Source organism: Pelorhabdus rhamnosifermentans, from assembly GCF_018835585.1.
Classification (GTDB): Bacteria; Bacillota; Negativicutes; order UMGS1260; family UMGS1260; genus Pelorhabdus; species Pelorhabdus rhamnosifermentans.
In genome coordinates this window covers 211552-228224 of the sequence record NZ_JAHGVE010000007.1, presented here as the reverse complement: position 1 = coordinate 228224, position 16673 = coordinate 211552, and the positions used below count along the sequence as shown (strand labels likewise).

The window sequence follows — 16673 nt, the reverse complement described above, 5'->3', positions numbered from 1 at the left end:
TACATACAAATTTGCGCTCTTTAACATTCACCTTCTACCCCTCCTTGCATATAATCTTTTGTCTCCGGGTATCCTATAAACGGTCAGTTGCCATAACCGACTAATGGATTGCCAGAGTTTACACCTGTCCAAGTAGGCTCTGGCTTTTCCATGTATAAAAGCCATTTTCCAAGGCATACTATAAACATAAATTTTTTCTCTCTCCAACCAGGGCTTAGCAGGTCCTGGCTTTTTCTATTTCGGCTATAGCCATAAGCACCGGAAATATTTGTTTTGGGGCCACCGCATTTCCAATACATTTTAGACGCTTGGCTCGATTTTTCTGACCGGTTATTACTCGCGATGGTTCATATGGATATTGACCTGCTCCGGTTATTTTAACTTGACCCGACAGCATCGGTTCCCCACGACTATTACAATGAAATTTGCGATCACAATAATCTGAGGCATCCATAGTTCGCCACATTTTGCCAACTCCCAGCGGTGCAGGCCACCCAGGCCATTCCTGCGGTTCATCACAATCAATGTCAGTCCAGCCGATTGGGAAGCTCATAAGACATTCAACCCAATCAGCGTTAAGTTGACCACCAATTTGGTCGTTTAAGTTTCTTGATCGATTCGGATCATCCCAACGTGATTGTTGCCCAGTTCTATAATCTCGTGCTTGTGGTGTCGCAAACATTTTAACCGCGGATACCAACCCGGGTGTATTTCTATTTCTCTCGCTTGCACAATCGCCGCGTAAACTAGCACTCGGAGTAGGCCAATATTTAACCGCAGCGGGTAACCCATTTCGCATATTGTTTGCAATGTTGCCCCGCTTTTCAGCATCATTCGCTCGTGGTGTTGGCCAATTTCTCATAATTGCACCGGGAAGTGTATCTCTATTTAGTTGACTTGGCGGGAATGAACTATTTTTACCGTCCTGTGCTGCCGGCGTGGGCCACGATGAATACCCTGTCCCTTTGATGTGGCGCCCCAACGTCGGCAGCTCCATAACAAAACCATGAAGCATCATACCCATTCTCGGCCAAGTCTCGGAGTATTCGTCCGAATGTTCCTCCTCTTCGTCCTGAAACATCGGCAATGCTGAGTAGGTTCCGTACATTCTCCGCCAATATCCACCTTGATTGCAAATCGACAGCGATGCGAAGCATTTCCCACCAGAGACCGCTTCTAGTAACGCTACCTTTGGAGTCCACGAATCCGGCTTGTTTTCCAGCGCATGACACATCCTGACAAGGGAAGCCCCCGCCGACAATATCAATTCTTCCAATTCCGTCCTTACGTAGTCTCTCTGCAGTAACGGTTCGCACATCGTCATAAATTGGCACCCCCGGAAACCGTTTTTTCAATACTTGTACGGCGTATGGCTCTATCTCACAAAAAGCCACTGTTTCAATTCCAGCCAATTGCGCTGCCAAGTCTATACCTCCGGTCAAATACCAGAGAACAAACTTAACATTCTAAGCTTCTCTGACATAGGGCATCACCTCGCTTTGGCTTTTTCTATTTCAATTTCTTCTGCATAATGTTCATTCCAGCAGTCAATATGAGTGCATACCAACTTACCGTCAATGTATCCCATATGAGCATCTAACGGGTGTAAAGTTTCCTTGCATAAATCGCATATCATCAATTTGTTCACACCTCCTGAACTGGATACTGATCCCATAGCTGGTCGTCTATCAATCGACCAGCTTTCTTTTTACCGACGCGAACCATATTTTGTGTATGTGTTGCAAGCCCAGATTTCCAATCTTCAATTTCTTCATTCCAGTAACAAATTGGCGTTGGCTCGCATGCACCAGAACCTTCAACCTGTACCCATTCTCCCCATTGTTTAAATAGAAACGGCGTCCCCGCTGCTTTGCATTGGTCCCGTAAACTCCGCACCCAATCGGGATGCATTGGCCGCGCTCCTGGCCCACTTTCACCGCCACATATTACCCAATCAAGGCCAACCCATCCACGCGCAACTAATGATTGCTTCTCCCAATGATATTTTCCGTACTCGTTTGGATTGCCGCCTTCGTCTGGACGCCAATGTTCGCAGATAGGCCATTTTAAATATCTACTTAGTTTTACTGGTCCTAGCATCGGTTCCACGCTCACAAATCGCTTTGCTGCCGGTATCTGCAATAGAATTGGTATACGTTGCTTTGCCTGTTCTTGGTTCTCGGCTGTCACGCCCAACCAAAGATTATCTAAAGGCCATGGACTTTTTTCATCGTCTACGCCGCGTGAAGTTTGTAACCAAACATCATTTGCAACATTTTTATAACTTAGCATTTCTAACATTCGTTCCGGCCTTTTAGTCAGTATTAAGAATGTGTGAGTGTGTGCCTCTGCGATAACTGATAAAACATCAATTATAAATTTGTCCGGCACATCATCGTGAAATAAATCTGACATGCTGCAAACAAATACTTTGCTCGGCTTTGTCCAATGTAACGGCTGATCCAGCCTATCAGAATGTGTCATAACTTTAAACGGATTATCTGCTGGGAGTCCCCACTTTTCACCAAATCTTTTACTCATTCGCTCAGCATAACAATGCTCACAACCTGGGCTTACCTTCGTGCAGCCTGTTACCGGATTCCAAACCCTGTCGCACCACTCAATTTTACTTTTACCCAACTTTCACGCCTCCTTTGTTTGAGTAGTTTTACGATTCTTTTTCATATTGTTTACGTACTTCATGCGGAATGTTATAGTAATTGTTTTGCAATTCGTAAAATCTGTCTTGAAAATCTCTTGCTTTACGCTCCTTTTCAGAAGCACGGCGCCGCTCTCTTGATACTTGATTAGCAGCAGCCATAATCTGCTCTCGATTCGAACCAGAACGATAATATACCAAATACCGTAGTAAATAATTTTGAGTGTTTACATCCGGTGTAAGCCTAGGCGCTTTCTTAGCCGTTCGCAGGCTTCCGTCTTCTTTTACGTATATCAGTCCAATGTTCTCCTCAATCTCATCCTTTTTTATCATCTTGTCAGGGCAAACAAACGAAAATCCTGTACAATATGGCAAATACTCATTATGTTTTTTGTCTCGCAAGAAGTCACTGCGACTGATTTTTATTTCATAGCCCGTAAATTCAGGACTTGTCCAACTAATTTTTATAGCCAAACCGTCCAGTATTCTTAGCTGTCGGCCTTTATATAACCAACTTGAACCTGTTTTTACATGAGGGAAAAACAATTCTCCACGTTTGCAATGCCAAGCATAAAGGTATTTAATAATATCTGATTCGGTCACGTCCCCAACTCCTATCTAGCATGGATACCCTTCGTGCAAATCATCTGGCCTATCCCGATACGTATAAAAGCTCTGCTGATACGCTTCGCAATCCTCGTTATTGCATTTATAAATATCACCTAGCACTTTACCGTCCTGGTGTGCTGCTATTCTGCCAAAATAATCGTCATAGGTTAATTCTTCATCGCAATATGGACAATTCACTTATCTTGCCCCCATCATATTTTCAACTTGACCAAACGCAGTTTTAAACTTGTCCCAATTTATGTTCGCTTTTCCGTTTATCTTTAACGACTTAACCTTCATAAGGTACATTAGCCTTTTAAACATATCGCGGCGTTCTGGCGTGTCTGAATGTCTCGCAATAACTTGTTTTGTTATCGGTTCATAATTGCGTTTGCTGTTTATTGAGTTGGCTGATCTATTCAAGAATTTAGCTATATACGCTGAAGGCTTATCCTTGTTTTTATCTAGAAACTCCAACTCTTCTTCCGTCCATTTACGAATCATGATTGCGCCCCCTGTTTTAACAAATTCAGTTCGTTTTCCATCTTCGCGATTCGTTCAGCCATTTCAATCTGTGCAGGAGTCTTTTGCGGTTCTTCTTCGTCTTCTGTTGTCCATACGCATTCACAATGAGTATTTTGATTTAACGTACTAATCGCATATCCGCCGAAAGGTGACTGATATATAGCTCTTGGCTCGTTAGCGATTACAGAAGCGTTACGAGCTATTTCCTTTTGCTGTTCGAGGTAAGATTTTTCAGCCATCGTTCACATCGCCTTTCCAATCCAGCCGTTTGATGATCCGCCGCTGCTATCTTCTCCTAAAACAAATGTCCGGTGATGATCTAAACAAAACTCTTCAACCTTTGACCACGGCTGACCAGTAAGATAGTTTACAATGTCCGTATCTGAGAGAAAAAAATTAACGTCATGATCACATTGATAAGAAAGCACGTATTTTAAAACATCTTCATTGGATGGAGCATCAAGCCATAGTTTCAAGTTAAACCGTCTAAGTAACGCACTATCAATTACATCCGGCAAATTCGTAGCCCCGATAATAATGCTTGTGTCAGGCAGTCTATCTAAGTTCGTAAGAATTGTATTTAAGGCATTGTTGTATTCACGATCACATCCATCAGCACCAGCAACCCTACTAGATCCAATCGAATCTAACTCGTCCAAAAAAATTGCGCAATTATCAGTGGAAGCACATTCAAGCACACTTGCAATATTTTTAATCGTTGCACCTAACGCAGAATCAACTATTTCACTCACTTTAACCGCGTAGAATGGGAGCTTTAATTCTTTACTAATCGCCCCGGCAAGACTCGTTTTTCCGTTACCAGGAGGACCAGCCAACAATATCCGATTCCGCATAGGAAGCCCTGCAATCCGCAGTTCTTCTAACTTATCGCGCTCTTTGATAAACTTTTTTATTTCAGCCTTTATTGCATCGTCTAAGTAAATTTCTGATAAGCTTTGCTGCCTAGCAGAATCAAATAAAAGAGGCTTTAACTGACTTGGCAACTCAACTAATTTTGAATTGTTGTCTCCCCACATTCTTAAGGCCATTGCAAGCTTTCTGGCCGACATATCCCTGCCATTGTGTCGCTCATTTGCAATCATGACTTCGACAATTTGTTTTGCTTTAACATAATCTTTTTTGCCAATTAAATTAATCAGCGCAGTAACTTCGTCTATTTTTGGCACATTAACACCGCCTCGATTTCAATTTCAGGCCTCGGATTCTGCTTGTCCAGCCCGACAATCCGGCTTGAATTTTTCTTTGTAGCTAGCCTGCCGGGAATAATCAACTTACTCATAACTTTTCATTCCAATTCCAAATTCGTTGCTGCCCTTTAGCTGGCACCGGATCAATGCACCACCGTACACCCGAAAGTATCCAAGCATAGCGGCCAACACTGAAGTCGCCGAACTCATATTCATTACCAGTGACCCTCATCTGATTTTCCAAAACAGCTACTACTTGTTTTTGGTCACCTATTTTTAGCGAAACATTACCGATAACTTTGAGGCAATCTACCAAATCAGCTACGGCAATTACGGCCCCGACTGGCAAAAGCTGTGTTCTTCCGTATCCGTTTAGCATTATTTCTTCTTTAGTCATTTTCGGCCATAATGCCGAATGAAATGGATCTCGATATGTAAGCTCTCGTCTGTCCGTCGTCCAACTCTTCCCCGCGTGAATCGCAATCGGGCCCCTGTACTTCGTGGCCCATGACCGTGTTTCTATTTTCTTTTCGCCGCAGGCTATCAAACTTGCCCACGGTTGCAATATCGTTATAGCTTTCAATGATCTCGCCGCCTTCCAAACGATCTGCACGGCTTTTGTCTTTCTTTGACCTCTACAGCCATGCCAGGGTGCTCTTCCGTTTCGTAGCAGACCAGTTTGTTAGGATAAATACCAGACTTGCGATTTTTGCAAATTCCGCATTTGGGCTCTTCGTATTTATTTCCAAGCACCTGTTCCGCCTCCATATCTGTATATAAATGAATTTTTATTCTTATTTGATAATATGAAGTTCCTGAAATTTCCATGGAAATAACTTGTCCACTTTCATTTCGTTCACTCATACCGCACAAATTTTTTTATTGGAACCGGGAAAAAGTGTTTCGTGAACATCTTTTAAAAACTTATCGTCTTTATGTGATAAGCAGTAATTCGCTACGCCTAAAAGCAAAATTTCATCCTGTATTGGTTCCGACAAAGCTTTAAAGAAAAATTTTATTTTTTCCATTTCGCAATTTTCTTTTGTAAGTTGCTCGTAAACTATGACTTTTTCACCAACGCCATTATTCATGATTTTTCTGTCTGAATTTGTTCGGATAAAACTGGCAGCGCGTTCCTGTTTCTTCTTGCCCAAATATTCCGCAGCAACGTTCGCAATGAATACATTGCTTACAAGTAACTTCATCATCAAGAAGCATATTATACTCAGCGTTCCAGTCTTCTGTGCCTTTTCTATAACCTTTTACGCGATTTTCACTTTTCATGATTGACCTCCAAAATTCGTTTTTAAGGTTTTAAATACCATCCGCCTATAAACTTTACTCGTGACGTACTTTTTGTTCGATTCAAGCTAATTTTGCTAATATGACGGCTATTTTATGGCTTTTCATTACAGCCTATTTGTTTTGTTGTTGAATCAATTAAACTGTTTACTGCCTGCTTTCCCATCGAATTAAGCACATCGTTATTGACTCGCGTTTCTTTTTTGCGTTTGCAAGCTGATTCATAAAGCCGCAGAAACTGTGAACGGATTGTTCCAATGTCTTCTGTTAATGTTTCGCACATTCCAACCCATCCCATAGCTAAAGCCGCTGATTCAATTTCTTTTGTACTAAATACAGGCTTTTTATAAACGAATGCTTCTTTCATCTGCTGTAAGACTTCATTCCATGCCTCATCTGGCCCCTTGTTCGTCGTGCCTGTTGCTGCTTCAACCATTATTTGCGAGTTGTTTGTTATTTCAGCGATAGAGGGAAAAAAGATACAGGCTTTCATTGATTTTAAAACTCCGGCCGCCAGTGCCGATCTATTAACATCTGACAAAGCTATCGCATAGGTACAAATAGTTTCGTTACTTATCCTCGCTGCTTGATAGGCATACATCAATGGTTTCAAAATCTCCGCCGTTTCCTGCTGTCTCGGTGTCAAATCCTCTATGTTCAGCTTTATCACTCCTTCGTGTGAAAAAGTCATTTATTGTATCTACTGATTGATTTTTGCTATATGATTTATTTTCGAATAACTTTTGCTGCTTTAATTCGTAAATATCTGTCCAGCTACCCATAATACTTTGATTAAGTATTTCAACTTTTTTTAAATCGTCATTGCCTGACAGTTTAGTAAGTTTTTTAAGCATTAAGTTAATAGCACGATCAGTCATAGGCTTTTTGATTGATTTTCTCATTGAAACAAAGCCATTAATTGAATCGATCAAATCAGGATTAGTAGTATAATCGCCTAAAGTATTTTTCTTATCATTCTTACATTCTTTCTTTATTACATTCTTGTTAGTTGTTGGTTCTTTGTTACTCGTTTGTTGGTCGTTTGTTACTCGTTTGTTACTATCTTTGTTACTCTCATCTTCTTTAGACTGATAAGACCGCCAATTTACTATGGTTACGAGTCTTCCTGTCTTTGTTGCTTCGTATGTTAGAAATTCAAGGTTTTTAAATTTCTCTAACGCCGAACGGACGTTCTGGGTAGAAACACCTTTGCCACATTTCTTTCTAATTGACTCCAAACTTGTAACAAATTGTCCTGGTTTTGCTTCAAACTTTTTGCCTTTCCAAATCCATTGTTTTTCTTCATGATTAGCCATCATCAATAAAGTAATTAATATTTTGCAATGTTCTGGTGTTGAACATGTCCATATAGCTTTTTCAATTAAAACTCTGTAAAGCTTAATCCATCCTGGCATATCGCCACCTCGGTAAAAATTGTCATTCTAATCGCCTGCTAACTCAATCCATCCGGTAATAAATCCCCGTATGCCATCCGGCTGCTTCTAGGCTCTTGTCCATTGCTTCAACAGCCCTCGTATTCCTATTACCTTGACCACCGCATCCATGGCTAATGAAATAACAAGGCCCTAACCATTCCCCTTTTTCACGGCAATATAGACCTGCTGTGCGTATTACTTCCAAGACTTTCTTTTCACGGGCCCCTGGAAGTCTTAATACAAGACTATCAAGATTAGCGGTCCCACCATCGTCGCCTAATCCTGCAGCTTCAATTGCCGCTACCTTGGCCTTTTTCAAATCAACAAGCAGTTTTTCATAATCTATTTTCATGTTTCATCCTCCCATACTTCCCGCCGCTCAATTTTCTGGCACTTTTTTATCCGGCTTTGATGCTCCTGCTTTGACTATGATTGCTCATGTACGAGATTGAGTGTTTCATCAATCTTCATATCCTCCTACATAAGTTTCAATGTCGTCTTCATCAATATCAATTTCAACCTTTGTTTTGTTCAAATACAGGTTAAGCAACAGGGCTTCGAAATCGCTCATCTTTCTAATAGCTGAAATGTCATCCAGTTTTACACCTTCAAATTCAACACCAACGATTGATGCTGGCTCATCCTTATATACCATCAGCCGCATATTGATTTTCTTTTCATCATCGCCACGCGATGAACTATATCCGTAGGATTTTTTCTGTTCTTTTTGAGCCATAACAATCGTAATCCACCGGAAAGAACCATCATCTTCATTGTTAATTTCAGCAAAAAAATGACCGTCATCTAAGTTTTGCCATTCATCATAGTCCATATCTTCATACATTTTCCGGTATTCAGCAACGATCTCAGATAGCTTGATTGTTTCGCGCTTTTTAAGCAAGATACTTCCAACCAGTTCGCTCAATTTATTTGCCAAATCTTCTTTTACTACCGAATGCAACAAAATGTTAACCTGATCGGCAACGAAGGTGTTATAAGCCAAAAACCCAACATCTTTGATTGCTTCTCCGACCTGTTTTTCAATTTTAACTTCGATCATCCGTTTGATTTTGTATCCGTCAACAGCATCTTTCACAGCCGAGCTGATGACCTTTTCAATATTTTCCTTGAGCAAAGTTTCAACTTTTTTTGACTCTTCCATTTCCTTAATCGTATTTGAAACAATCTCTTGAATGTCAATTTTCATTTTTGCACCTCCAAATTACGCATACTTATTCAATTCACAAACAACAGGTTATATATTTTTAATGCGATTATCATTCCTATTCCAACTGAAAAGCCAAAAAATATATTTGAAATTGTAGTTGCAATTACGCTTGAAAACCAATCTGCGAAAGCATCAATTATCTTCATAATTTTTATCTCCTTGCATGAATATTAATTTTTAACATATAATAAATTGGGGATTTATTGCCTGTATTAGATTAAAATTCATAATGATACAGGCAATTATATTTAGTTAGGTTAGATCGTTTCAGCAGTAAAAAATCTATTACCTTTCCCACACGGTTGAACCGTATCCCAAACAAATCCCCTTTCTTTTGCAAGTGCTTGCCATGCTCGATTTGCATTTTCTTGTGGCGAAGTTGGAACGTAATTACCAACGATCATATATGGAACCGGCTTACAAGCATCCAATATTTTATTAAGCTCATCTTCGGTCATTTCAAATTCTTTTCTCATTTCTTTTCCCACCATCCTATTTTCAAAATTTGGCCAGGTTTCACTTCATCATTTCCGATCACGTCGAAGTTTAGCTCCCGTATTCCTTCGCGAAACTCATCAATTTGCCTAACAGTTCCCGTGTTTTTAACTATGAATCGCTCTGCAATCGTTTGTAGCGTGTCCGACTTCGTGACGGTATAAGTTACTGTCACATACTTTACTTCGTCCCGTGTATAGCCTGTTAGTGCCGTTAAACATACCGCTACAAATACGCCCCATGCTAACACTTTTAGATAATCTTTAAATTTCTTTGACATTGTTTCAACTCCGATTTACAGCTTTTTAATTTTTTCAATACAACTTCTGCAAAAATCCTTATCTTTAAATTCGATAACGTTATCCGTACTGCCGCATATCATGCAGCCAGCTTCATACTTTCTTATAGCAATCATTCCGTTATCCTCAACGTAAATTTCCATTGGATCGCCTTCTTTAATGCCGTTGGTCCGGCGGATCTCCTTGGGGATCACTACGCGGCCCAAATCATCTATTCTGCGAACAATGCCTGTTGATTTCATATCGTTTCCTCCTAAAGTGTTATTTGAGTGGGGCGATTAGGCCCCCTGTGATTAACTTACATTTTGGTAAAATGAACAAAACTTGTTTATTAGGTCCCAACGGTCAATATACTTATCATATTTTGAATCTAAGCCAATAGATAATTGACTTATTCCGTACAATTTATTTGCTGGTATAATCAGCGTCTTGTTTCCTCTGCTTTCGCTAATCCCGTAAAAAACATATATGTCGCAACGTGGCTTTTTGCTTTCAAGATTATAAGTAAAGAAGAAATATCCATGCTCATATCCTTTAGAAACTTTAACATCAATTTTTACACATTTATTAACTAATAAGTCATAAGGAAATTTAACCGTTGTTAATTCGGCTTCAAAGTTCCTGTTTCATCGGTTGGGAAGGCTCCGCCTCCATCTTTCGCGTACTTATCGGGAATGTTTGATTCAATTCCGTTAGCAGGAGTTTGCTGCTGTTGTTTGCTGTCCTTAATACTGATTCCAATAAATTCAGCAACTATTTCCGTTTCGTAATGTTTAACGCCATCTTTTTCATAGTTGTTGTTCTGTAACCGTCCAATGACAACAACCTCATTCCCTTTAGATAATTGATTCCCGCATTCTTCAGCAAGTCCACGACAACCCTACCAACAATTGTGATTGTATTTGTGTTCATGCCTTATCTCCTCACTTCTGATCCCAATACGTTGCCGCTTGATCCGCCATCTGTAAAGCCAGAATCAATGGGTATTTATCCATTGCAGCCGACAAAGTCTGTCTTTCCGTGTAGTTCTCTGTTCCCCATGCTCCCATGTGCCAACGGATTGCCATTGCCTCGTCATCCGACAATTTAATAAATTTTCGAATAAGATATAACGATTTCTCACCGTGTCCCAAAGGGAATTGATCATCAATGCCATAGGTAGCGTATTGCTCCCATTGATTGTTTTCGTCTTTGCGCCAGCGCATTTCTGTCTTATAAAAATTCGCTTTGCATATATCATGAAGTAAGCCACAAATAATGAATGTATCACGGCTATAATCAAGCAAAAACAAAGGGCTAAATTTAGTCAAATTATCGTAAACAATTAAGCTGTGTTCCAACAATCCACCTTCTACGGATCCATGATATTTTGTACTAGCCGGCGCCTTAAAAAAATCGCTGTCAAGTAACCAGTTGGCTAATTCACCAACTCCAGGACGATTAATGGAATTAAGAAGTTTTAAAAATCGCTTTTCCATTTATTTCACGCCCCCAAATCAAGCCAATGTATAGGCTTAACAATCTTTTTAGTGCTACGGCAGTAATCGCATTCCTCACACCGTTCAGGCTCAATTTCACCATTCCTAACAGCTACAATATGAGGTAGTTTAGATTCGACTTCTTCCAGCTTTTCTTTGATAAAGCCGTCAACGTCCATGTAAATAATTTCGTGATCAGGAACTTCCTGCTTATCAACGGCTAAAATGTAGCAATCAAGGTACTTATCCATTTTTAAATTCTGCCGCAATATTTCAGCATAAATGGCAAATTGTAACGGATAATCGTATTTCTCAATGAACGTTTCGCGTTCTCTAGTCTCGTTATTCCAATACATTTCATGAATATTTTTTGTAGTCTTAATATCGGCAAAGTATCCTTTTTCGATATTTAGAATATCGACTTGAATTTTGAAAGGAACATTGGCAATCTCGCCTGTGAATATTTGTTCTTTCTGGCCTTCCCTCATTTGGGCCATTGCCAGATCGTTTTTAAAAACATTGATCATGGTATCGCCTACTGCATATTGTTTAAGTAATGTACCATCTTTTTTAAATAATTCAGGAGTATTAGCAATAAATTCTTGCAAATCACCGCTTGACCAACTATGCAAATAATTTCCTAATAGAAACGCCGGATTAACTTTGTCGGTCCATTCGCCCTCACGTTTGGCTACCTCTCTAGCTTCGCAACCACCAGCGTGGTATTTATCAAAGTTTTTAAAAGATGTTGAGCCTAAATACAATTTTTCTGCTTCGGGGCTAAAGTAGTTTTTTCTATTTAGTTCCATCCGGTTTTACCTCCGTTATTTCATCCTCAGAATATTGATGTGCTTTTCCCTCTTCCATTACCTTATGGTGCAAGTTTCCTAATGCATTTGAACAATCTTCGCATAAAGTAAGTTCACGTAGGGAGTTTTGCTACTCCGGCCTAAAAAGCTATAAATCAAACCAAAAGGCATCCATCTATTGCAATTATCACAACTAAAACGTTCGTGGGTTTGTCTACAAGTAATTATTCCGGGCATAATCATTTACTTTTCGCCGTCCTTAACATCAAACGGTGACGATTCTTTTTCTGTTACCTCGCGACATTCAGCGTCAATAACTTCCTCTTGCTTGTACAAAATATCAGGAACAGCATTTCGTTTAGCATTTTCTTCGTTTTTCTTAAAATCAGCATCGGCAGATTCTTCATAAGCCGTAGCTTGTTCGGCACTTTCGAAGTCTTTTTCAATCTTTTTAGTAAGCCGACGAAGCACTGTTTTTTTATAAGCCTCTTCAGGAGTTTTAGACCACATTAGACCGTTCTTCATCTTGCTGAAATTATTTCTAATACCCTCTATTTGCTCCGTACTCATGGTTTCGTACTCCATGCCACCATCTTGATACAGAACAATGGCAAAAGCCCCTATGATCGGATTATTAGAAAATGGTAATGGTTTAAAGTTAACTATCTGCTGACCTTCTTTAATTTCATCCTCGAAAAAATCTCCTTCACGAACCACCTTGGCGTAAATGTCTTTAATGGGCCGGATACTGTATTTTTTAGCCATTTTTGTTTCACCCTTATAGTCCGTTTGAAATTGGAGTGAAGAACCATAAGGGATGGCATAGCATTCTTTTTGAAAAAAATCTAGTCCAAGAAACGCGCCTTTAAGCAACGTTCTGGCTACTGAAATAGGTTGACATTTTTCAATGTCCTTAGTATCTTGCAATACCGTCATGCAGTTCTGTAAAAAGCGAGTTTGGTTAAAATCCTTTGGCATAGCTTCCTGCTTACTTGTGAGCAATGCCATCAAATTTTTATGAGTTTCTTGTAATACTAATTGTTTATCAGCCATTTTCATTTACCACCTTTTATAAATTTTTCTAGGTTATTAATGTCTACTAAATAAGCTTTAAGAGTAAACAATCCTGGTGCTTTACCGCCGATACGTTCGATACTTTCGCAATGTTCAATATTTGCTTTTGTACGGTCTTTCATTGCTTGAACATAAGCTAAAATTTGCAGATTGTTAGGCATTACTCATCATCCTCGCTTTGACAATCCTCACAATATCTTGGATATCCTACTGGTTCACCGATGAGAGTGCCGCATCGTTCGCATAACGTACCATCTAACATCATTTCTGCAATATCGCCCATTATAAGCACTCCTTAATTTCATAACTACCGCTATCGGTATCTTTTGTAATGTTTATAAAAACCTGTAAATCATTGTCTGCACACAACTTAATGATTTTTTCTTGCTCAGACTCGTTCAACTTTTCAAAACCATCCAAACACATCACTCTTAGTTCACCAATGCGCTGTAAAGCAATTTTGAAAGCGGCTTCTAATTTCTCACCATCGGATAATCCATCAAGCAAAGTACCGTTAATCCGAATCATTGAATTTTCATCAACTGAAATACCATCAATGGGTAATTTGTGCTGTTTCAGCAGTTCGGCAGGCTTATTTCTTGCTGTTTCAATAATATTTGTTAGACTATCGGCATACGCTTTCTTAGTGAACAACTTACCGTCCCGAATATCAAGCATCCGGTCCCACTCACGGAGATAGCTTTGCATATCAGCTACTTTATCAGCTTCGGCCTGTAATGGTTCAATATCGGTTACTTCATGCTGTTTCAAGTATTCAGCGGCCTTACCAACTCGCAATTTTTCTTTTTCAATTTCAGATTCAGCTGCGATATCTTCAGCCTTTAATTCTTGTTTTTCAAGGCCGGACAATGACAATATTTCCTGTTCTTTTGCAGATATTTTTTGATTTTGAATGTTGATAGTTTCTTTTTGCTCGGTTATTTCATTATTAATTTTTTGTACTAACAATTTGCCGCTATTTGCATACTTGGCTTTAACTGCGGCGATTTCTTCATTCATAGCTGCGGTTAATTTGTTTTGCTCAATCTCTAATTTGTCGGCAGAAGAATTAATAACATTATTTGCCTTTTCAATTTTACCTTTCGAAAGTTCAACAATATCTTTCAAATCCTGCCGCTGTTCGGTAAACTTGATCTTGATTTTAGACTTAGCACCTTCAGCCGCCGCTTTTATAGCCTCAGTTTTTTCTTCAATACTGACTTGCAACCGTTTTGCATCTTCAATATAATTATTGATCTTCTGTTTCTCAGCAACCTTATTGTAATAATCCTGGACCTTTAAAACTTTCCATTCCTCACCGTCATAATTAGGCGGTAACTCGGATTCAATGCCTTTTACTTGGCCTTCCAGCAACTTAATTTCACGGTTAACTTCTTCACGTTCTTTATACTTGGCAACCTCAATATCTTTCAGCACTTGCAATAAATGCTTTGATGTATTGATATTGCTTAAAACATCTTGACCAAACCAGCCGTTAATTTCTTCATCGGAATATTGCATCTTAATCATGCTTAAGATGATTGCAGTCTGTTTTGATGCATCAAGATTGATAAAGTCAAGTGGCCTAAATATATCGCCAGATATAAGTTTTCTTAACTCGGCCTCGGTTGACTTGATACCTTCGCCTTGTTGCCGCAATTTTAAGTAATCGGCTTTTGTATTACGAAGGCGGCGGTCAATTTCTAGGCCAGTATCGGTTTCAATAAACAAGGTAGCTTCATCATTGCCATGTTTGATAATTTCAGTCCGGCGCTTGTTGTTGCTTGCGGCGGTTTCAATTCCTTCCAATATTGAAGACTTGCCGGAACCTTTAGGCCCTTCAAAAACGTTTAAATTGCCAGGATTATAATTAAATTCATCAATACCTAAAAAATTATTAATTTTAATGGCTTTAATTTTCAATTTGCAATTGCTCCTCTCTCTTCGTAAATTTCCGTATAACATTCCAGACAAGTACCGTCTGCTAAATATCCGTTTGGTTGTCCACATTTCGGGCATGTGCAACACTCGCTAATCCATTCATGGGCCTGCTCACATATCATGACTAATCGGGCATCTGTGCGCCGAAACGACTTTACTTGACCGTGGCCTCCGCATTGTGGGCAGGTAATGCGTACTTGTGTAATCAACTTTTTGCCCATCATGACTCCTTTCATGAATAAAATAATCACCGATTGCATAACATAGAATGTGAATTTCCGGCTTAAAGTGCTATAATAAAAATGATGGTTTTACCTTTGAATCGTCTGTGTTGGTAGCACAGGTGATTCTTTTTTTGCGCTCAATTATCATTATCTCTTCCATCCTTCACAGCGAACATGCAAGCCCCTGCTTAAATCTCGCCTACGATTTATACGACTCGTAAAACAGGGTAACGGCTTTTTCGGTCTTGGTGGTAATGCCTCCAATTCCTGCGGTGTTGCAGGTCGTGTTATACATGGACTCAAATTTAACGCCGCCTTTCTATGGCTTTACAGCTAATGCCAAAACAAAAGAAGTTGCCGCCAACACAATCAGCAAGATATCTAATTCGTAGTGAGGCTGTTCTTTAAATTGCTCCTTCATGCTAAATCTAACGTTACGGACCTCATTCATTTCCATCTTTTCACCTCGCCAACTACCTGCGCCCCAAGGAATATTACAATGATAATCAAAAACACCACACCATACTTGCCTTGGTCTATCGCTTGCAATAAGGCTTGCATGCTATCAACTCCCTACACGCAGAATTTTGTTTGAACACCGCTTTGCACTTCGTGAGTTTTGCGTTTTTTCCCATTGCCGGCGGTGAGCTAGGATGACTAATGGAGGGCCATATTCCTGAAATACCTTGCCAATAACTTTCCATCGTTTGAATTTCAAGGCTTCAATGAAGCCGGTTTGCTTTAGCTTCATAGGGATTGCCTCCTTTCATAGGAAATTGTTTCCTTTTGTCGAATACATTTACTGCGCCCAAGCAGAAGGAGAAAATATGGAATCTGAAAAGTTAAATGAATTAGTTATTGGTGCAACAAAAGATATTGTCGTATCCTTAATTGAAAACAATAAAATAAACAAACAACCAAAAAGAACTGGAGTAGAAGGAGCTAAAGAATGTATTAATGAAGTAATGGAGGCTTACAGCGAGATATATCGCCGAATATATCTTTGCTGCAAAACTCAATCGTTCGAATCCATGACTGATAAAGAACGCTCTGAACGAATAGGCGAATTAGAGAATATACTTCACAAAAAATAATTTAAATTAACTTTTGTAATGCCTGGGCGTTTTTTCTTAGTTCTCTCAATAATTCTGGAGTATAATCGCCGCTAACCAGAAGGTTTTTAACAATTTCAAGATTCAATTTTGCGAAATCATAAATAAAATCATTTACTGCATTTTTGCCTTTCCTTTTCTGCTTGTCTTCCAGTAGAACCAAATATTCTATTTCTTCTTGACGTGACAATTTCATAATTTTTATCTCACCTCCTTTGCATAATTTCTAGTACATACGCATAAGCTATAATGTTTCGCCCTTTTGCGCTAATAA

Annotated in this window: 35 protein-coding genes; 1 reads left to right on the top strand and 34 read right to left on the bottom strand. The window is 39.4% G+C overall.

Annotated elements, in window-relative coordinates; translation table 11 throughout:
- Nucleotides 1–214: 214 nt before the first annotated feature.
- From Ga0466249_RS10900 to Ga0466249_RS10760, 33 genes are all read right to left on the bottom strand, one after another.
- Nucleotides 215–1018 carry a hypothetical protein gene (locus tag Ga0466249_RS10900; protein ID WP_215829475.1) on the bottom strand — a complete coding sequence of 268 codons (804 nt, stop codon included), beginning with the start codon at nt 1016–1018 and terminating at the stop codon, nt 215–217.
- Complete coding sequence (locus Ga0466249_RS10895; protein WP_215829474.1) at nt 918–1424, bottom strand: DNA cytosine methyltransferase; 507 nt, start codon at nt 1422–1424, stop codon at nt 918–920. The genes Ga0466249_RS10900 and Ga0466249_RS10895 overlap by 101 nt, the downstream gene beginning before the upstream one ends.
- 65 nt (nt 1425–1489) lie before the next feature.
- Nucleotides 1490–1639: a hypothetical protein gene (locus Ga0466249_RS10890; RefSeq protein WP_215829473.1), complete on the bottom strand. Its 150-nt coding sequence runs from the start codon at nt 1637–1639 to the stop codon at nt 1490–1492.
- A gap of 5 nt (nt 1640–1644) precedes the next feature.
- Nucleotides 1645–2640 carry a DUF5131 family protein gene (locus tag Ga0466249_RS10885; RefSeq protein ID WP_215829472.1) on the bottom strand — a complete coding sequence of 332 codons (996 nt, stop codon included), beginning with the start codon at nt 2638–2640 and terminating at the stop codon, nt 1645–1647.
- A 28-nt stretch (nt 2641–2668) separates the two neighbouring features.
- Nucleotides 2669–3262 carry a hypothetical protein gene (locus tag Ga0466249_RS10880; RefSeq protein ID WP_215829471.1) on the bottom strand — a complete coding sequence of 198 codons (594 nt, stop codon included), beginning with the start codon at nt 3260–3262 and terminating at the stop codon, nt 2669–2671.
- A 15-nt stretch (nt 3263–3277) separates the two neighbouring features.
- The gene (locus tag Ga0466249_RS10875; protein WP_215829470.1) at nt 3278–3466 is read right to left on the bottom strand and encodes a hypothetical protein; all 189 of its coding nucleotides are present in this window, start codon (nt 3464–3466) and stop codon (nt 3278–3280) included.
- Complete coding sequence (locus tag Ga0466249_RS10870) at nt 3467–3772, bottom strand: hypothetical protein (RefSeq protein ID WP_215829469.1); 306 nt, start codon at nt 3770–3772, stop codon at nt 3467–3469. It abuts the gene before it with no gap.
- On the bottom strand, nt 3769–4032 hold the full coding sequence (locus Ga0466249_RS10865; RefSeq protein ID WP_215829468.1) for a hypothetical protein: 264 nt from the start codon (nt 4030–4032) through the stop codon (nt 3769–3771). Before Ga0466249_RS10865 ends, Ga0466249_RS10870 begins: the two co-directional genes overlap by 4 nt.
- Before the next feature lie 3 nt (nt 4033–4035).
- Nucleotides 4036–4980: an AAA family ATPase gene (locus Ga0466249_RS27535; protein ID WP_215829467.1), complete on the bottom strand. Its 945-nt coding sequence runs from the start codon at nt 4978–4980 to the stop codon at nt 4036–4038.
- Entirely contained in the window at nt 4968–5093 is a 126-nt protein-coding gene (locus tag Ga0466249_RS27175) for a hypothetical protein (protein WP_281422631.1), read from the bottom strand. The genes Ga0466249_RS27535 and Ga0466249_RS27175 overlap by 13 nt, the downstream gene beginning before the upstream one ends.
- Entirely contained in the window at nt 5090–5584 is a 495-nt protein-coding gene (locus Ga0466249_RS10855; RefSeq protein ID WP_215829466.1) for an ASCH domain-containing protein, read from the bottom strand. The genes Ga0466249_RS27175 and Ga0466249_RS10855 overlap by 4 nt, the downstream gene beginning before the upstream one ends.
- A complete protein-coding gene (locus Ga0466249_RS10850) occupies nt 5581–5865 on the bottom strand; it encodes a hypothetical protein (protein ID WP_215829465.1) in 285 nt (94 codons plus the stop codon). Before Ga0466249_RS10850 ends, Ga0466249_RS10855 begins: the two co-directional genes overlap by 4 nt.
- Nucleotides 5862–6092, bottom strand: a complete 231-nt coding sequence (locus Ga0466249_RS10845) for a hypothetical protein (protein WP_215829464.1) — start codon at nt 6090–6092, stop codon at nt 5862–5864. The genes Ga0466249_RS10850 and Ga0466249_RS10845 overlap by 4 nt, the downstream gene beginning before the upstream one ends.
- On the bottom strand, nt 6085–6285 hold the full coding sequence (locus Ga0466249_RS10840; protein WP_215829463.1) for a hypothetical protein: 201 nt from the start codon (nt 6283–6285) through the stop codon (nt 6085–6087). Before Ga0466249_RS10840 ends, Ga0466249_RS10845 begins: the two co-directional genes overlap by 8 nt.
- A gap of 112 nt (nt 6286–6397) precedes the next feature.
- The gene (locus Ga0466249_RS10835) at nt 6398–6916 is read right to left on the bottom strand and encodes a hypothetical protein (RefSeq protein ID WP_215829462.1); all 519 of its coding nucleotides are present in this window, start codon (nt 6914–6916) and stop codon (nt 6398–6400) included.
- The gene (locus Ga0466249_RS10830; protein WP_215829461.1) at nt 6873–7718 is read right to left on the bottom strand and encodes a phage replication initiator YdaU family protein; all 846 of its coding nucleotides are present in this window, start codon (nt 7716–7718) and stop codon (nt 6873–6875) included. The genes Ga0466249_RS10835 and Ga0466249_RS10830 overlap by 44 nt, the downstream gene beginning before the upstream one ends.
- A 43-nt stretch (nt 7719–7761) precedes the next feature.
- Nucleotides 7762–8091 (bottom strand): hypothetical protein, encoded by a 330-nt coding sequence (locus Ga0466249_RS10825; RefSeq protein WP_215829460.1) that lies wholly within the window; start codon nt 8089–8091, stop codon nt 7762–7764.
- Nucleotides 8092–8199: 108 nt separating this feature from the next.
- Nucleotides 8200–8946 carry a hypothetical protein gene (locus Ga0466249_RS10820; protein ID WP_215829459.1) on the bottom strand — a complete coding sequence of 249 codons (747 nt, stop codon included), beginning with the start codon at nt 8944–8946 and terminating at the stop codon, nt 8200–8202.
- A 29-nt stretch (nt 8947–8975) separates the two neighbouring features.
- Complete coding sequence (locus tag Ga0466249_RS10815; RefSeq protein WP_215829458.1) at nt 8976–9113, bottom strand: hypothetical protein; 138 nt, start codon at nt 9111–9113, stop codon at nt 8976–8978.
- 111 nt (nt 9114–9224) lie between these two features.
- Nucleotides 9225–9443 (bottom strand): hypothetical protein, encoded by a 219-nt coding sequence (locus Ga0466249_RS10810; protein WP_215829457.1) that lies wholly within the window; start codon nt 9441–9443, stop codon nt 9225–9227.
- Entirely contained in the window at nt 9440–9742 is a 303-nt protein-coding gene (locus tag Ga0466249_RS10805; protein WP_215829456.1) for a LysM peptidoglycan-binding domain-containing protein, read from the bottom strand. Before Ga0466249_RS10805 ends, Ga0466249_RS10810 begins: the two co-directional genes overlap by 4 nt.
- Nucleotides 9743–9757: 15 nt before the next feature.
- Nucleotides 9758–10003, bottom strand: a complete 246-nt coding sequence (locus tag Ga0466249_RS10800) for an AbrB/MazE/SpoVT family DNA-binding domain-containing protein (RefSeq protein ID WP_215829455.1) — start codon at nt 10001–10003, stop codon at nt 9758–9760.
- 359 nt (nt 10004–10362) lie between these two features.
- On the bottom strand, nt 10363–10578 hold the full coding sequence (locus Ga0466249_RS10795) for a hypothetical protein (protein WP_312889758.1): 216 nt from the start codon (nt 10576–10578) through the stop codon (nt 10363–10365).
- Nucleotides 10515–10673: a hypothetical protein gene (locus Ga0466249_RS26580; protein WP_246588626.1), complete on the bottom strand. Its 159-nt coding sequence runs from the start codon at nt 10671–10673 to the stop codon at nt 10515–10517. Before Ga0466249_RS26580 ends, Ga0466249_RS10795 begins: the two co-directional genes overlap by 64 nt.
- A gap of 11 nt (nt 10674–10684) precedes the next feature.
- The gene (locus Ga0466249_RS10790) at nt 10685–11239 is read right to left on the bottom strand and encodes an HD domain-containing protein (RefSeq protein WP_215829454.1); all 555 of its coding nucleotides are present in this window, start codon (nt 11237–11239) and stop codon (nt 10685–10687) included.
- A gap of 5 nt (nt 11240–11244) precedes the next feature.
- On the bottom strand, nt 11245–12048 hold the full coding sequence (locus Ga0466249_RS10785) for a PD-(D/E)XK nuclease-like domain-containing protein (RefSeq protein WP_215829453.1): 804 nt from the start codon (nt 12046–12048) through the stop codon (nt 11245–11247).
- A gap of 243 nt (nt 12049–12291) precedes the next feature.
- Nucleotides 12292–13101 (bottom strand): RecT family recombinase, encoded by an 810-nt coding sequence (locus tag Ga0466249_RS10780; protein WP_215829452.1) that lies wholly within the window; start codon nt 13099–13101, stop codon nt 12292–12294.
- A 2-nt stretch (nt 13102–13103) separates the two neighbouring features.
- Nucleotides 13104–13283 (bottom strand): hypothetical protein, encoded by a 180-nt coding sequence (locus tag Ga0466249_RS10775; RefSeq protein ID WP_215829451.1) that lies wholly within the window; start codon nt 13281–13283, stop codon nt 13104–13106.
- Nucleotides 13283–13405, bottom strand: coding sequence for a hypothetical protein (locus Ga0466249_RS27170; RefSeq protein WP_281422630.1), 123 nt, complete (start codon nt 13403–13405; stop codon nt 13283–13285). Before Ga0466249_RS27170 ends, Ga0466249_RS10775 begins: the two co-directional genes overlap by 1 nt.
- Nucleotides 13405–15045, bottom strand: coding sequence for an AAA family ATPase (locus tag Ga0466249_RS10770; RefSeq protein ID WP_215829450.1), 1641 nt, complete (start codon nt 15043–15045; stop codon nt 13405–13407). The genes Ga0466249_RS27170 and Ga0466249_RS10770 overlap by 1 nt, the downstream gene beginning before the upstream one ends.
- On the bottom strand, nt 15042–15287 hold the full coding sequence (locus Ga0466249_RS10765) for a hypothetical protein (protein WP_215829449.1): 246 nt from the start codon (nt 15285–15287) through the stop codon (nt 15042–15044). The genes Ga0466249_RS10770 and Ga0466249_RS10765 overlap by 4 nt, the downstream gene beginning before the upstream one ends.
- Nucleotides 15288–15606: 319 nt before the next feature.
- A complete protein-coding gene (locus Ga0466249_RS27165; protein WP_281422629.1) occupies nt 15607–15738 on the bottom strand; it encodes a hypothetical protein in 132 nt (43 codons plus the stop codon).
- A 114-nt stretch (nt 15739–15852) separates the two neighbouring features.
- Nucleotides 15853–16038 (bottom strand): hypothetical protein, encoded by a 186-nt coding sequence (locus tag Ga0466249_RS10760; protein WP_215829448.1) that lies wholly within the window; start codon nt 16036–16038, stop codon nt 15853–15855.
- 76 nt (nt 16039–16114) lie between these two features.
- On the opposite strand from Ga0466249_RS10760, the gene Ga0466249_RS10755 reads away from it, so the two are divergent.
- A complete protein-coding gene (locus tag Ga0466249_RS10755) occupies nt 16115–16381 on the top strand; it encodes a hypothetical protein (RefSeq protein ID WP_215829447.1) in 267 nt (88 codons plus the stop codon).
- 1 nt (nt 16382) lies between these two features.
- Here Ga0466249_RS10755 and Ga0466249_RS10750 read toward each other — a convergent pair whose 3' ends face one another.
- Nucleotides 16383–16595, bottom strand: a complete 213-nt coding sequence (locus tag Ga0466249_RS10750; RefSeq protein ID WP_215829446.1) for a hypothetical protein — start codon at nt 16593–16595, stop codon at nt 16383–16385.
- Nucleotides 16596–16673: the final 78 nt, after the last annotated feature.